The organism is Chryseobacterium herbae, assembly GCF_025154075.1.
GTDB classification, from domain to species: Bacteria; Bacteroidota; Bacteroidia; order Flavobacteriales; family Weeksellaceae; genus Chryseobacterium; species Chryseobacterium herbae.
Map to the genome: position 1 here is coordinate 1,348,492 of NZ_JAOAMU010000001.1, position 14,305 is coordinate 1,362,796.

16 protein-coding genes are annotated in these 14,305 nt (G+C 36.4%); 9 read left to right on the plus strand and 7 right to left on the minus strand.

Annotation, left to right across the window (positions count from 1 at the left end):
* The first annotated feature begins 31 nt into the window (after window positions 1-31).
* The 3 genes from N0B48_RS05900 (at window position 32) to N0B48_RS05910 (ending at window position 2,833) form a co-directional block, all read left to right on the plus strand.
* Entirely contained in the window at window positions 32-508 is a 477-nt protein-coding gene (locus tag N0B48_RS05900) for a SixA phosphatase family protein (protein WP_259837434.1), read from the plus strand.
* Window positions 489-1,373 (plus strand): archaemetzincin, encoded by an 885-nt coding sequence (locus N0B48_RS05905; RefSeq protein ID WP_259837436.1) that lies wholly within the window; start codon window positions 489-491, stop codon window positions 1,371-1,373. Before N0B48_RS05900 ends, N0B48_RS05905 begins: the two co-directional genes overlap by 20 nt.
* 407 nt (window positions 1,374-1,780) lie before the next feature.
* The gene (locus N0B48_RS05910) at window positions 1,781-2,833 is read left to right on the plus strand and encodes a T9SS type A sorting domain-containing protein (RefSeq protein WP_259837437.1); all 1,053 of its coding nucleotides are present in this window, start codon (window positions 1,781-1,783) and stop codon (window positions 2,831-2,833) included.
* Window positions 2,834-3,090: 257 nt separating this feature from the next.
* Here N0B48_RS05910 and N0B48_RS05915 read toward each other — a convergent pair whose 3' ends face one another.
* A complete protein-coding gene (locus tag N0B48_RS05915; protein WP_259837438.1) occupies window positions 3,091-4,632 on the minus strand; it encodes a serine hydrolase in 1,542 nt (513 codons plus the stop codon).
* A gap of 96 nt (window positions 4,633-4,728) precedes the next feature.
* On the opposite strand from N0B48_RS05915, the gene N0B48_RS05920 reads away from it, so the two are divergent.
* The 4 genes from N0B48_RS05920 to N0B48_RS05935 are packed head-to-tail and all read left to right on the plus strand — an operon-like array spanning window position 4,729 to window position 6,945.
* Window positions 4,729-5,151 (plus strand): hypothetical protein, encoded by a 423-nt coding sequence (locus tag N0B48_RS05920; protein ID WP_259837440.1) that lies wholly within the window; start codon window positions 4,729-4,731, stop codon window positions 5,149-5,151.
* Between the two features lie 34 nt (window positions 5,152-5,185).
* The gene (locus tag N0B48_RS05925; protein WP_259837442.1) at window positions 5,186-5,683 is read left to right on the plus strand and encodes a metallophosphoesterase family protein; all 498 of its coding nucleotides are present in this window, start codon (window positions 5,186-5,188) and stop codon (window positions 5,681-5,683) included.
* Between the two features lie 32 nt (window positions 5,684-5,715).
* Window positions 5,716-6,210 carry a DUF8465 domain-containing protein gene (locus tag N0B48_RS05930; protein ID WP_259837443.1) on the plus strand — a complete coding sequence of 165 codons (495 nt, stop codon included), beginning with the start codon at window positions 5,716-5,718 and terminating at the stop codon, window positions 6,208-6,210.
* Window positions 6,211-6,228: 18 nt separating this feature from the next.
* Window positions 6,229-6,945, plus strand: coding sequence for a DUF3822 family protein (locus N0B48_RS05935; protein ID WP_259837445.1), 717 nt, complete (start codon window positions 6,229-6,231; stop codon window positions 6,943-6,945).
* Between the two features lie 56 nt (window positions 6,946-7,001).
* Here N0B48_RS05935 and N0B48_RS05940 read toward each other — a convergent pair whose 3' ends face one another.
* Window positions 7,002-8,240 carry a porin family protein gene (locus N0B48_RS05940; RefSeq protein ID WP_259837447.1) on the minus strand — a complete coding sequence of 413 codons (1,239 nt, stop codon included), beginning with the start codon at window positions 8,238-8,240 and terminating at the stop codon, window positions 7,002-7,004.
* Between the two features lie 118 nt (window positions 8,241-8,358).
* On the opposite strand from N0B48_RS05940, the gene N0B48_RS05945 reads away from it, so the two are divergent.
* Complete coding sequence (locus tag N0B48_RS05945; RefSeq protein ID WP_259837449.1) at window positions 8,359-8,943, plus strand: RsmD family RNA methyltransferase; 585 nt, start codon at window positions 8,359-8,361, stop codon at window positions 8,941-8,943.
* On the opposite strand, the gene N0B48_RS05950 is transcribed toward N0B48_RS05945, so the two are convergent.
* Window positions 8,940-9,290: a winged helix-turn-helix transcriptional regulator gene (locus N0B48_RS05950; RefSeq protein ID WP_259837451.1), complete on the minus strand. Its 351-nt coding sequence runs from the start codon at window positions 9,288-9,290 to the stop codon at window positions 8,940-8,942. The two genes, N0B48_RS05945 and N0B48_RS05950, sit on opposite strands and share 4 nt — an antisense overlap.
* Window positions 9,291-9,376: 86 nt before the next feature.
* Between N0B48_RS05950 and N0B48_RS05955 the strand changes: the two genes are divergently transcribed.
* Window positions 9,377-9,976: a nitroreductase family protein gene (locus N0B48_RS05955; protein WP_259837453.1), complete on the plus strand. Its 600-nt coding sequence runs from the start codon at window positions 9,377-9,379 to the stop codon at window positions 9,974-9,976.
* Between the two features lie 50 nt (window positions 9,977-10,026).
* On the opposite strand, the gene murI is transcribed toward N0B48_RS05955, so the two are convergent.
* The 4 genes from murI to N0B48_RS05975 all read right to left on the minus strand — a co-directional run bounded on the left by murI (window position 10,027) and on the right by N0B48_RS05975 (window position 14,276).
* A complete protein-coding gene (murI, locus tag N0B48_RS05960; RefSeq protein ID WP_259837455.1) occupies window positions 10,027-10,857 on the minus strand; it encodes a glutamate racemase in 831 nt (276 codons plus the stop codon).
* A 166-nt stretch (window positions 10,858-11,023) separates the two neighbouring features.
* Window positions 11,024-12,148, minus strand: coding sequence for a radical SAM family heme chaperone HemW (gene hemW / locus N0B48_RS05965; protein WP_259837456.1), 1,125 nt, complete (start codon window positions 12,146-12,148; stop codon window positions 11,024-11,026).
* Window positions 12,149-12,200: 52 nt separating this feature from the next.
* Entirely contained in the window at window positions 12,201-13,151 is a 951-nt protein-coding gene (locus tag N0B48_RS05970; protein ID WP_259837458.1) for a PorP/SprF family type IX secretion system membrane protein, read from the minus strand.
* 51 nt (window positions 13,152-13,202) lie between these two features.
* On the minus strand, window positions 13,203-14,276 hold the full coding sequence (locus N0B48_RS05975) for an RluA family pseudouridine synthase (protein WP_259837459.1): 1,074 nt from the start codon (window positions 14,274-14,276) through the stop codon (window positions 13,203-13,205).
* Window positions 14,277-14,305 lie beyond the last annotated feature (29 nt).

Here is a 14,305-nt window from a genome sequence, read left to right on the forward strand (position 1 = left end):
TTATAATTTTAATCTTCCAAAAAACGATAATATGAAGAAACTCATCCTCGTAAGACATGCAAAAAGCGACTGGCCGGAAGAAACGGAGGACTTCGACAGACCTTTGGCAGACAAAGGATTGAAAGACGCGATGAACATGTCCAGATTCATGAAAAGCAATAATATTTCTATTGATCATTTTGTTTCAAGCCCGGCGGTGCGCGCACTGAATACGTGTAAGATCTTTAATCAAACCTATCAGCTTAAGGTTGATACGGAAGATAAACTTTACAATCCATCGGAAAGAAATTTTGAATCTGTAATCTATGACTTGGATGATAATGTGAGTTCTGTGGCTCTTTTTTCTCACAACAACGGAATATCTAATTTTGCGAATTCTATCTCTGAAGATATTTTTCACTTCCCGACCTGTGGAGTAGCCGGTTTTGAAATAGACTGCAATTCATGGTCTGAATTTGACGGTGCCAAAAAGAAACTCCTGTTTTTTTATGAGCCGGGGAAAATATAATTTTATCTTTTTTTATCTGCTTATACTCCTACTCTTTTTTTCATGTCACAAAAAGAAGAAGACTTATATTGAAACCATTGCTCTAAACGATGTTCAGCTCCCTAAAGCAAAACCCGGCGACTGGAGATATTCCCGGGATGAAAAGTTTCAGACTTTCGACGATTTTCAGAAGCTGAAGAAAATAAAACCGGAACCGGGGAAAAATACCATTTATCTACAGCCCATCGGAGAATTCAATGAATTACAGAAAAAGGAAATAGAGCTTACCCGCGATTATTTAAGTACCTATTTTCAGCTGCAAACAAAGGTTCTTCCCGTTTTATCTAATACTATTTTTCCAAAAACGGCGAGAAGAATTTTTAAAGACGGTCAGGAACAGATTCTGGCAGGCTATGTTTTGGACAGTATCCTCATCAAACGAAAACCTAAAGACGCTGTAGTTTTGATGGGAATCACAGAAAAAGATCTCTATCCAAGACCTGAATGGAATTATGTTTTCGGTATCGCATCATATCAGGACGGTGTAGGGGTAACTTCGATGTACAGATTTGCCAACGGAGGCCTGACGGATTCTAATTTTAATGAAAGTCTCGAGAGATTAATCAAAATAAGTTCTCACGAAATTGGACATATGTTTGGACTCAATCATTGTCTGAACGCGAACTGTGTGATGAACGGAACCAATACACTTCCCGAAACCGATTTCCACTTTGCAAGAGCGTGTTCACTCTGCCAGCAAAAATTAAATTCAAGCATTCCGTATGATCCTAAGAAAAGACTTCTGGATCTGAAACATTTCTTTGAAAAGCAGCATTTAAATTCTGAACTTTCCCGTGCAGAGCAGGATCTTCATCTTTTGAAATAATATTTTACCAAAATACCGTAAATAGGTTTTGGCTAAAGCCGGATTCTACAAACTGTTTATGTGTAAACGGGCTAAAGCCCGTTTCTATTGAATAAGTTTCTATTGAATAACAAGGCATTTCGATTAAAAATCATTTACGAATTACAAATTTGCATTCATAATCATTGGGCTAAATTCCAGAACGGGCTAAAGTCCGTTCCTATTGAATAGGAAGTTTTTCAATAAAAAATATTCAAAAATTATATATTTTGTAAAGATAATAATTGGCCCAAAGTTGATTTATTTTTCTTCATTCTAGCATATAGAACTCTGTTTTTCTTTGTTCATGATATTTGTCAGACCCTTGTAGATTTTATTTTTAATAAAGTATTTTTGTTTAAAATTTAATTATTCTAAATAAAAATAAAATGAAAAAACAACTTTATCTCTTAGTATTAGTTCTGCTTTTAGCGGGAAACAAATTGTACTCACAAGCTGCAGCCAATGTACTCATCGACAATCTTGGAACTCCCAATCCGATGGTTATTGATGGTAGTACTATGTATATTGGTATTTATTATCTGGACAAGGTTGTTAAAGTAAATATTGATGATCCCAGCGCTGCGCCGGTTGATGTGGTAACGGGAGTGAACCGTCCTTATGGTCTCGCCCTAAAGGATAATATTTTATACGTTTCAGAATTCGGAGCGGGTAGACTTTCTAAAGTTGATCTCGCTGTTGCTCATCCAAGTCCGCAAGTTATACTTGGAGGAATAAACAGTCCGCTTGGTCTCGAATTCGTAGGAGATGAGCTGTATATGGCTCTTGAAGGAGATAATAAAATTGCTAAAATAGATGTAAGCCAGCCCAATCCTCAACTGATTGATGTGGTATCTGCACAATCTCCATTTGAAATTGAGATTATAAATAATGTCATTTATTTTACAGAACGATTTGAAGGAAGACTTTCAAAATTCGATATGACTACATCAACCGGTCCTACTACAATAGCACAAGGATTAAGCTATCCATCAGGCCTTGCTTTCCATGGAAAAGATCTGTTTATCTGTGAAGCGGGTGCTTCCAAGGTGTCTAAAATTAACGTCACTCAACCCAATTCAACTGTTTCCACAGGTCTTGTTTCCAGTGGATTTGGTTATCCTTCCGGATTAGCTGTAAAAGACAATATTATTTATATTACTGACTTTTTTGCGGGTTCTGTGTTAAAAGCAGATTTGGCGGCTTTATCAGTTTCAGATCAAAAAAACCGTGATCACAAAACATCAATTTATCCAAATCCGGCTAAGGAAACATTAAAAGTTCTGAACGCTCCGTCACAGGATTATAAGATCTTTGGGATGGTTGGAAATCTTGTGCTTTCAGGAAAACTGGAGCGTGATTCTATTGATGTAAGCAGGTTAATCAAAGGTGCTTATATTATTCAAATCGGGGACGTTATTAAGAAATTTATTAAGAATTAAAATGTTGGAAGCTGAAAGAGAGAGGTTTGAAGTTATTATCTGATTAATTATTTCCAGTAGCATTCTTTAAATATTTAATGACTTCTCTTTTCCACTTTTTAATCACATATCATCTATACACCAAAAGAGCTCCAACGAATATTGGAGCTTTTTTTACGATTTGGCTAAAGCAATTTGCAGATGGTCAATAAAAAAACGGGCTAAAGCCCGTTTCTATTGAATGTTTTTAAGTTATTTAATTAACTATGCATCCTTATTTATCTTCTCAGATCCAGATCATCAAAGTCGAAGCTGAAATCGGTGACATCTGAAATAGGTTTTAATTTGGCGGATTCTGCTTTTCCGGTTTCATCATAATTAAAAATAATGTAGGCATCGGCATCATAGCTTCTGTCGTCCCATTTAATGATGAATGAATTGTTGGAATAGGGAAGCAGTTCCCCTTTCAGACGCGGAGAATTTTTACATGAAATCCTGTATGCATTTCCCTGTTGCGAAATTTCTACATCTCCAAACCACTGGTCATTGTATTTTCCTATGAACTGTTCTGCTTTCGGCTGAAGATTTTTTTCTTTTTTGAAGGCTTCAGATTTAGCAAAAGCCGCTTTTTTCTGTTTATCATACTCAGCATTGACTTTCGTCATTCTTTCCCCGTAAGTTTTCAGCCAGTTTCTGTCTGCCACTCCAAGGTAAGAATCTTTCACAGTATTTGTAATCGAGTTGAACGCGGCTCCGGACTGTTGATTGGTAAGCACAACAATTCCTAATTTCAGATCAGGAATTAAGGTAAACTGGGTAACCGTTCCTATAAGACCTCCTGTATGCTGAATCTGTTTATGTCCTTTAACATCACTCAGGAACCATCCTAATCCATACCCGTAAAAACTGGTATCATATGGATTTTTCATCGCTACTCTGTCTGGAATCTGTAAACTCCACAACTGCTGTACATTTTTATCGGAAACAAGCTTTTTGCCGTCTTTTGTTGTAAAATTATTTAAAAGAAAATCTGCCCAGGTGGTCATATCTTTAATGTTACTCATAATTCCACCCGCTGCATTACCGGTTTCATTCCAGTCGTGAGGAACGGCAATGGCTTTTCCATCTACAGGAGCATGAGCATCGATCTTATTGGCTACCGATTTGGCTCTGTTGTAACTTCCAAAACTTGAAATCATTCCGACCGGTTTCATAATTCTCTGTTCAATAAATTCCGCCCAGCTTAGTCCGGAAATCCTGTGGATCACTTCTCCGGCAACAATGAACATGACATTATTATAATCTAATTTAGTTCTGAAAGGATTTTCAGGCTTCAGATATCTAACGTTATGAACAATATCATTAACGGTCATATTTCCTCCTTCAGGAAAAAACATCAGATCACCCTGTCCCAAACCTAATCCGGCTCTGTGTGTAATAAGATCTTTTATGGTTACATTTTGGGATACATATGGATCGTACATCTGAAATTCAGGGATGTATTTTGAAACTTTATCGTCCCAGTTCAATTTTCCTTCGTCCGCTAAAATAGCCAGTGCAGTACACGTAAAGCCTTTTGAATTAGAAGCGATTCCTACCAATGTATTATCATCCATCGGCTGTTTGGTGGCTAAAGAACGTTGTCCGAAACCTTTGGAATAGATCACTTTTCCATCTTTTATGATCCCAACGGACATTCCCGGAACGTCGAAAGTTTTTAAGGTATTCTGGATCAGTTCATCCAATTTTTTTTCTTCAACCTGAGCATTGAAGAGCCCTACCGCTGCGAGAAAAAGTAAAAAAGAAAATTTCTGCTTCATTTTTTTTAATTTTCTCAAATTTAGTAAATATTCAGCGACCCAAATTTTGTAACAGAGAAAAATTTATCTATTTTCCCTACTTTCAATTTTACCTGAATGAAAAAATCAGTTTATACTCTTCTATTCGTATGCTTCACAGTTCTTTTCTTTAAAAGTCAGAATAAGATTGATGCTTCATTTCTTTTCCACACATGGAAGCTGGTAAAATTAGATAGATTGACTTACATCTATAAAAGTCAGAAAACTTTTGATCAAAAATGGGGTGGAATCCGGTTTAAAAAGAACGGAACAATTGTATCACTTAATGCGAAACCAGCATGTGCCACGGAAATAGTAGAGATGATGAAAGCGAACAAATTAAAGCTGTATCGAAACCGTGGAATCTGGAAAATGGATTCTGACTCCACAATCATCATAACCAACCCAAAATTTCCAGCACTTAATGGTAAATTTATAGTATCAAAACTTCCGGACAATAGCTTGGTGTTAAAAAGATTTATTAAAATAGCTGAGAAATAAATCTTTCCTAACTTTGCACAAATTTCAGATCTTCATGACAAAAATCCTTCTGCTTTCCGATTCCCATTCCTACATAGATGACCGTATCTTAGAATATGCGTCTCAGTCTGATGAAATCTGGCATTGCGGAGATTTTGGAAGCATAGAGGTTATCGAGGAACTGGAAAAAATAAAACCTTTAAAAGGAGTTTACGGAAATATAGACAACGCGAAAATCAGGGCTGAGTTTCCTGAAGTGAACCGTTTTTTCTGTGAAGATCTTGAAGTTCTGATGATCCATATCGGAGGTTATCCCGGAAAATATACGCCACTCACCCATAAAGAAATCTCTGAAAAGGCCCCGAAATTATTTATTTCAGGACATTCTCATATTCTGAAGGCTATGTTTGACAAAAAAAATAATCTCCTGCATCTGAATCCGGGAGCCTGCGGAAAACAGGGATGGCATAAAGTGAGAACCATGATGCGCTTTGTGGTGGAAGGCCAAGAAATCAAAGATCTTGAGATCATTGAACTGGGACCTAAAAATTAATTTTGAAAACAATAAAAGAAGAGGCATAATACATGAAAATTGGCGACAAAGTTTCTGTGGTAGATGAAGATTTAAGCGGGGTAATCACTTCCGTGAAAGGCAATATCGTTGTTTTTAAAGATGAGTATGGATTTACCTATCAGTATCCAAAAGAAAAGCTGGTTCCAAAAGACGCCGATCTTTATGAAAACATTCGCATAATCAAGAAAGCAGAACCGAAGAAAGTAGTTTCAAAAAAGCACCAGAAAAACCATATGGTTCTCGACCTGCATTTTCATCATCTGGTTAAAAATCCCAGTGATTATGACAGTTTCGAGAGGCTCTTCATTCAAAAAACAAAACTGATAGAAGTTCTTAACTTCTGTAGAAAACATAATCTGAAAAGATTAGAGATCGTTCATGGTATTGGTGACGGAACCCTGCAGAGAATGGTTATGGATGTTTTGGAAAGCCAGTCGGATATTGATTTTTACAATAAGGAAATACTTCACCATCAATCAGGTGCCGTTATGATAGAATTTCACTAAATTTGCATCAATTGAAATATGAACGTACTTAATTTACTTTTTACCAAAGACGGATTAATCTGCCAGATTGCCAAGAACAAAAGCATTCTGGAGGAAAAGTCTTATTTCGTTACCGAAGAAACACCGGAAAATCTCATCGAAGATAAACTTGATGAAATTCTTTTAAAGCAAAGGTTTGAAGAGATCCACGTGATCTCTGCACTGAATCATTTTACACTGATGCCGGAAGGGTTTTCAGAGCATGATGCAGGGTTTGAACTGATTGCCTTCAATGCTCCGGCAGATAAGGAAAAAGAAGAACTGATGCTTTCTGTGAACAAAAGATTCGGAGTACAGTTTTATTATACGTTCCCAAAAAACTTTTATAAGAAAATAAAAGAACTGGCGGTTCCGGTTCATTTTAATTTTTCGGGAGAGAAGTTTTTAAATTCTATCAATAATAAAAACAACAAGGAGATTCATATCAATTTATACCACAACCAATGTGAGTTTTTTGCCATCGATAGCAAGAAAGTGATTTTATACAATAACCTGGATGTGAATTCGGAAGTAGATTTTCTTTATTTCGTGATGTTTACCCTGAGCAAAATAGGTTTTGGTATCAATGAAACCAACTTTTACGCTTATGGTGAGACTACGGAAAATGAAACCTTTATCTCTGAACTTCAGAAGTTCGTCAAGAATATGAGAATAGTTTTTGACAACGTTCCCAACAAGAATTTTATACTGAACTAACAAAATAAAAAAGGTACTGTCTGAGACAGTACCTTTTTCATGGTATTTTATATTATTTAGAATAATGTATAACCAAATATGATAGAGAAGTTTTTATAATCTGAGTTGCGGACATCGCTCTCACCTTCTAATAAGCTTCTTTTCGTGTGCATATTTAATTCAACACTGTACCTGTCTTTGTACTTATAACCTACTCCAAATCCGAAGTTGGTGGCTGATTTTATCTTTACTTTTTCAGTAGCAAACTGATATCTTTCGAACACGGCTTCTGATTCTCCTACCGGTACATCAAATATAAATGAGGCATTGAAGAAAAGCTTAGAGGTTTTATTTAAAAATGCATAGTATCTAACCCCTATTGGAACTTCGATTGAAGAATATTTTACAGTTGCTTTGTTGGGTACGGTTTCACCCAGAATAGTGGTTGTAGGAACATCTTTTTCCGTTTTTTTGAAATACTGATAAGTCGGTTCTATCATAATTGCCCATTTGTTGTTGTTAAATGGCATTACATATTCAACCTCTACCCCGATTCTGAAATTCGTCTGACTGCCGAAATCAGATCCGAAAATCTCTGTTCCTCTCCCATTGGTAAGGTCTAAAGATGAAAAGTTCACCCCAGGTCTTACTGATACATGGAAAAAGCTGTTCAATGATTTTTTCTCGAAACTCTTATAATCTGCATTTTTACAGCTGTTGAATTTGACAAAAATATCTCTCAGGTCACTTTCTCTGTATTCAAGACCTGATATTTGTGATGCTTTAATATTTTCACAGTTTGACAAAGCTTGCAACTGCTTAATATAGGTATTGTTTTTAGCAATACTTGATCCTGAAATCATATACCTTTTAAAAACCAACGGTTCTTTTTTATCATCTTTCTGATAGAAAAAACGTTTTATATTTTCATTATTGTATCCGTACAAAGTATATTCTCCTTCAACAATAACCCTAAGAAGGGCTGTCTTTTTAGTAAATGAAGGCTTTTCCTCATCATCCAAAGAGCTAGTATCGTCACTGGACATATCAATATCCACTTCAGATCTTACATACTTTGCCTTTCCATCTACTTCAAATTCCTTGATAGCATCAATACTCAACAGTTTTGAAGACGCACTGTTGTCCTGCTTAAATTCTATTTGTGAAGGAGACCTGTTCCAGTCCATGTTTTTTATCAATCCTTCTACTCTGCTGCCGTCATTGTTAATGATATAACCTTTTTCAAAGTTGTTTTGCGCAGATAATTGCACGCATAAAATGACACCAAGTAAAAATGTCAATAAATGTTTGTTCATAATCGTTATTTTTTCAACCGCAAAATTAACCATTATCATCCGACTACAGAATATTTTATGACTAAATTCTTTTTATTAGCCAACATTTAGTAATTTCGTTGCCTAATAATTTTTCAGTATGTACAGAATAATCTCAGGCAAGTGGAAAGCCAAAAAAATAGCCGCTCCTAAAAATTTTGACGTAAGACCTACAACAGATTTTGCTAAGGAAGCGCTATTCAGCATCCTGGAAAACAAATATGATATGCAGTCTATTTCGGTGCTTGATCTTTTTGCAGGCATTGGTTCTATCACTTTCGAATTTGCATCCAGAGGATGTCAGGATGTCATTTCGGTAGAACTGAATCCGAAGCACACAAGTTTTATCAATTCTACAGCTTCAGAGCTGGATATGTCTAAGCAGGTGAATGTTCAGAGAGGTGATGTTTTCGACTGGCTTAAAAAATTCAGAAACAAGAAAAGCTTTGAGATCGTATTTTCAGATGCTCCTTTTGAAATGGAAGAAAAGAAATATTACGAACTGCTATCTTTAGTTTTAAACAATAAATATGTGAAGGACAACGGTGTTCTGATCATAGAACATCAGAGCAGGATGAAACTCGAGCATCCCAATTTAGTAGACACCCGAAAATACGGAAATGTAAGTTTCAGTTTTTTCGAAGCGAATAAAGAAGCGAATAAAGATGATAATCAGGAAATTTAATTCCTGATTATTTTTTTTACGGAAAGATCCGGTGCCGCAATTCCCCAGTTGGTAATAGCTTCGATTACAGGAAGTAATGTCTTCCCGAAATCCGTCAATGTATATTCTACCATTAAAGGTGGTTTTTCCGTATATACTTTCCTATTGACAATATGATCTTCCTCCAGTTGTTTCAGCTGCAAACTTAACGTCCTTTCTGTAATCGTAGGAATTAATTTTCTTAATTCATTATATCTTTTGGCCCCATTTGTCAGATGAAATAAAATTACAGCTTTCCATTTTCCACCAATAAACTTCATGGTAACGCTGGTGCAGCACGGATATTCTTTGTTATCTATTGTATACATTTTTATACTATCATTTTTTACCGTTATTGCAAAGGTAATAAACTTAAATTACTTTTGTAACTATAAAAATGATAGTACAATAATTTATGAATTTTTTAGAACAAATGAAAAAGAGGTATACGGTAAAAAAGTATAATCCTCAGGGAAAAATAAGTGCGGAACAGATTGCAGAATTGAAAGAGATTCTTAATTTAAGTCCTTCTTCTATCAACAGTCAGCCATGGAATTTTATTTTCGTGAATACGCCTGAACTGAAGGAACAATTGGCAGAAGCATCTTATTTTAATAAAGAAAAAGTATTGGAAAGCAGTCATGTCATTGTATTCCAAATGATGAAAAATCCGGAAGAATTTGAAAAACAGATCGAAGAAAACCTTCCTGAAGGTTCCGTGAATTACTACAGAACCATGGTAAAACCAAACGGTGAAGAGGCCATCCGATCATGGTTTGGTCATCAGGTTTATCTTTCGTTGGGTGTTCTTCTATCCGCATGTGCGACAATGGGAATTGATTCTACTCCGATGGAAGGAATTGAAACTAAAAAATATGACGACATCCTGAAAAATGACTCTTACGAAACACTTTTTGCCGTAGCGATTGGAGAAAGAGCTTACAATGACAGTAATCATCCGGAAACAACTCCGAAAAGAAGACTGAAGCGCGAAATGGTGATCTTAGAATCTTAATATTTTCAGCAAAAAATAAAAGCTGTTTCGTCTGAAACAGCTTTTTTGTATTATAATACTTTCAATTCTAAATCGATGGTCTTTCCGAAGAATTTCTTAGAGATTTTCTCAAAGTTTTTCGTCAGATCCGAAAGATAGAAGTGATAGTTCGGTTTGGGATTATTATCATTCAGAAGATGGTATTTATCCAAAATGATCTTCAGATGATTAGCTACAATATTAGGAGAATCTATCACGCGGACTCTATTTCCGTAATATTGTTTGATCTCATCAATTAATAATGGATAATGCGTACACCCAAGGATCAGGGTTTCAATATTTTTCAGCTTTTTATTGCTCAGATAATTATAAATGATGGCATGCGTGATCGGGTGATTCTTGAATCCTTCTTCTATGGCAGGAACCAGTAAAGGTGTGGCAAGTTCATCTACTTTAATCCACTTATTCTGCTTCCTGATGCTTTTCTTGTACAGCCCTGAATTCACCGTTGCTTTCGTTGCAATCACCCCTACATTATTATGGATCTCATACGCTACTTTTTCAGCAACCGGATTAATAACGTCTATGACGGGAACTTTTCCGTTTACTGACTGTAACACTTCGTTCAAAGCATTGGCTGTAGCCGTATTGCAGGCAATGACGATAGCTTTACAGTTCTGCTGAAGCAGGAAATTGGTGATCTTGGTAGAATATTCAATGATCGCATCTTTCGACTTTTCACCGTACGGAAGGTGCTTGGTATCTCCGAAATAAATCAGATCTTCATGAGGAAGAAGTCTTTTGATCTCTTTGGCTACGGTAAGTCCTCCCACCCCACTATCGAAAATACCGATAGGCTGGCTTGGTGAAAGATGTGAATAATCTTGTTTTTTAGTTTTCAAGTGAGCTGAAATTTTACACAAAAATACGAAGATTTTTAGATTTCTGTATTCCCGATTCTGGACTTTATTTGTACGGGACTATTTATTGTACTTAGATACTATGCTTCGACTTCGCTCAGCATGACATCGCTAATATTTATTGTTTTAAAAAGTATTCAATATGTACTTAAACCATAAACAGATCAGAAGCGATTCCATCTGCCATAAACCAGTGTTTTTCGGGGATTTTAAGATGATTATTTTCAATCACCAGAATACCTTCTTCTAATTTTGATTTTATTTCATGGCGGAAATGATCGAGGGTCTGTTCGCTAAATTTGCTGTTCAGGCTTTCAATATCTACACCCCAGATTGTTCTCAGCCCGATCATGATCATTTCATTAAATTGGTCGTTTTGGGACAGGATTTCCTCTTCTTTGGCAAGAATTTTACCATCAAGCTTTTTAATATACTGCTGATTGTTGGCCACATTCCAGCTTCTGACATCAAATCCGTTGTAAGAATGCGCGGATGGACCAATTCCAAGATACTCTTTGTACTTCCAATAGGAAGAATTATGTCTTGAATGGAAGCCGGGTTTCGCAAAATTAGAGACTTCATAATGCTCAAATCCGTTGTCTTTTAAGAAATCCGACAGATAATAGAACTCTCTATTCTGTTCTTCTTCTCTCGGACTGGCAATTTTTCCTTTCGCGATCCAGTTTTCCAAAGCGGTTTTCGGTTCAACAGTCAGTGCATAAGATGAAATATGAGGAACTTCAAGGGCTATGGTTTTGTTTAAATTCTCTTTCCAGATCTCCAGATTGGAGGTTGGTGAGCCATAAATCAAATCGATACTTAGGTTTTCAAACCCGAAATCCTGTGCTCTTTTGATGGAACCTTCTGCTTCGGAAGCATTATGGGCGCGGTTCATTAGTCTCAAATCTTCATCAAAGAAACTTTGGGTACCGATAGAAAGCCTGTTAACCGGAGATTTTGCAAGCTGTTGAAGGAAATTTTTATCCAGATCATCGGGATTAGCCTCCAAAGTAACTTCAATATCGCTGTCAAAACTGAAATATTTTAATACTTCATCGATCATTGAATTGATCTCATCTGCTGAAAGAATAGACGGTGTTCCGCCTCCAAAGTACAATGACTTTAAGTTTTTATTCTGCAGTTCGTCTTTTCTGAGCCGGATTTCGGTCTTCATGGCACTGATCATTTCATCTTTAAAGTTCAAAGATGTGGAAAAGTGAAAATTACAGTAGCTGCATTTCTGTCTGCAAAACGGGATGTGAATGTATATCATAAAAAAAAGCTCTGAAAATTTCAGAGCTCAAATTTATTTAAATTAAATCAGATTAATATCTATATCCTCTATGATTAATAAAGTTATCGAAGTTATAACCTAAGCTCAACATAAAGCTGTTTCCACCATAAGTCTGGATATCAGACATTCCGATGTTGTAAGTTGCTCCAATCATTAATTTATTAATTCTTACTTTAACAATCGGTGCCACCTGTAACTGCTGGCTGTCAAATCTGTTCTGTACCGTTCTGTAGCTTACACCGGCAGAGAATGAATTGATGTCGTTAAAGAAAGTCGCCATTAAGTTGTAGTCAATCATTCTTGTTGAATTTGTATTCAGGTTGATCAACGCTGATGGCGTTACGTAGATATTGTCAGCAAAATGCCAGTCATATCCTAAGTTTAAGAAGAATTTAATTGGTGAAGGCTCGATTCCGTTTACGATTGCCTTGTCATTGCTTAACGCGATATCATTTACAGAGATTCCTGCAAAGATGTTTCTATACGTTGCTGCTGCACCAAAGTTGGCATAAGCCATAAAAATATTCCCTTCTTTCCCGATCAACAATGGATCGTAACCATCTTCAACATTCACTGAAGTATAGTCGAAGTTCATATTATAAAATGAAACACTAGTACCGAAAGAGAATTGGTCTTTTCTTTCTCCTTCACTGCTTAGTGGAATAAAGTATGAAGCTCCCGCTGTAATACCGCCTGCAGAAATAGGTCCATTGCTGTCTCTGAAAATAGAGAGCCCTGCTCCCACTCTGTCGAAGATGTTCCCGTTGATTCCTATAGACTGCGTATTTGGAGAATCGCTAAACTTGTCAAATTGTTTGTGGTAATTAGCATTGAGCTGCACGTAATCGGTCTTTCCGTACTGAGCTGGGTTGAACAGAAAATCACCATCCAAAAGATATTGCTGATAGTATGGTAGTGATTCCTGTGCTTTGTATGCATTTGACAAAAGAGCTAAACATACGATAGCATATAGTTTTCTCATAACAAATCTTGATTTCAATTCAACAAATATAAAAAAATTCTCAATATATTTTTAGTTTTCTAAATAATTTCTCCATTTTTTTACAGCATCCGCCATATCTTTGGGCATTGGGCTCTCAAAATATAATTCCTTTTTCGTGGTTGGGTGTATAAACCCTAAAGTATGGGCATGGAGTGCATGTCTCGGAAGAATTTCAAAAACATTTTTTATAAACTGCTTATACTTAGGTAGATTCACTCCTCTGAGAGGCGTATGACCTTCATATCTTTCGTCATTAAACAAAGTATGACCAATATGTTTGAAATGAGCACGAATCTGATGCGTTCTTCCTGTTTCAAGCTTGCATTCTACCCAAGTCATATACTTGAATCGCTCCAACACCTTGTAATGCGTCACCGCATGCTTCCCGTGGCTTCCGTCTTCATAAACGGACATCTGCATTCTGTTTTTAGGATGCCTGCCGATATGGCCCTTAATCGTTCCTTCATCTTCCTTAGGATTTCCCCAGACAAAAGCCCAGTATAATCTTTTTGTCGTTCTGTTAAAAAACTGTTTCGCCAAAAAGCTCAGTGCATATTCATTTTTTGCAATCACCAGAAGTCCGGAAGTGTCTTTATCAATTCTGTGAACAAGTCCTACTCTGTCCAGATCTGATTTTTTTCCACTCTTTTCAAAATGGAAAGCCAGCGCATTCACTAAAGTCTTATCCCAGTTTCCATGACCCGGATGTACTACCATTCCCGGTTCTTTATCCACCACAACCAAATCATCATCTTCGTAGATGATATTCACAGGGATATCCTGAGGGATGATCACATTTTCCCTCGGCGGATGGGTGAGCAGTACAGAAACCTGATCGCCGGGCTTCACACGGTAGTTCTGTTTTACCGGAGCTCCGTTTACAATAACGTTTCCGGCTCTGCAGGTCTGTGAAATTTTATTCCGTGAAGAGTTTTGTCTGTATATTAATAAGAATTTATCAATCCTTAACGGCTCTTGTTTTTTATCAACTGTGATATTTACATGCTCGTACAATCCTTTATTTTCCTCATCAATATCGATATTCTCGAGACTGTCGGATTCTAATAATTCTTCATCTAAAAAATCTTCGTTATCTTCTGCCATTGTTTTATCTTTTTTACGCAAAAGGCCCC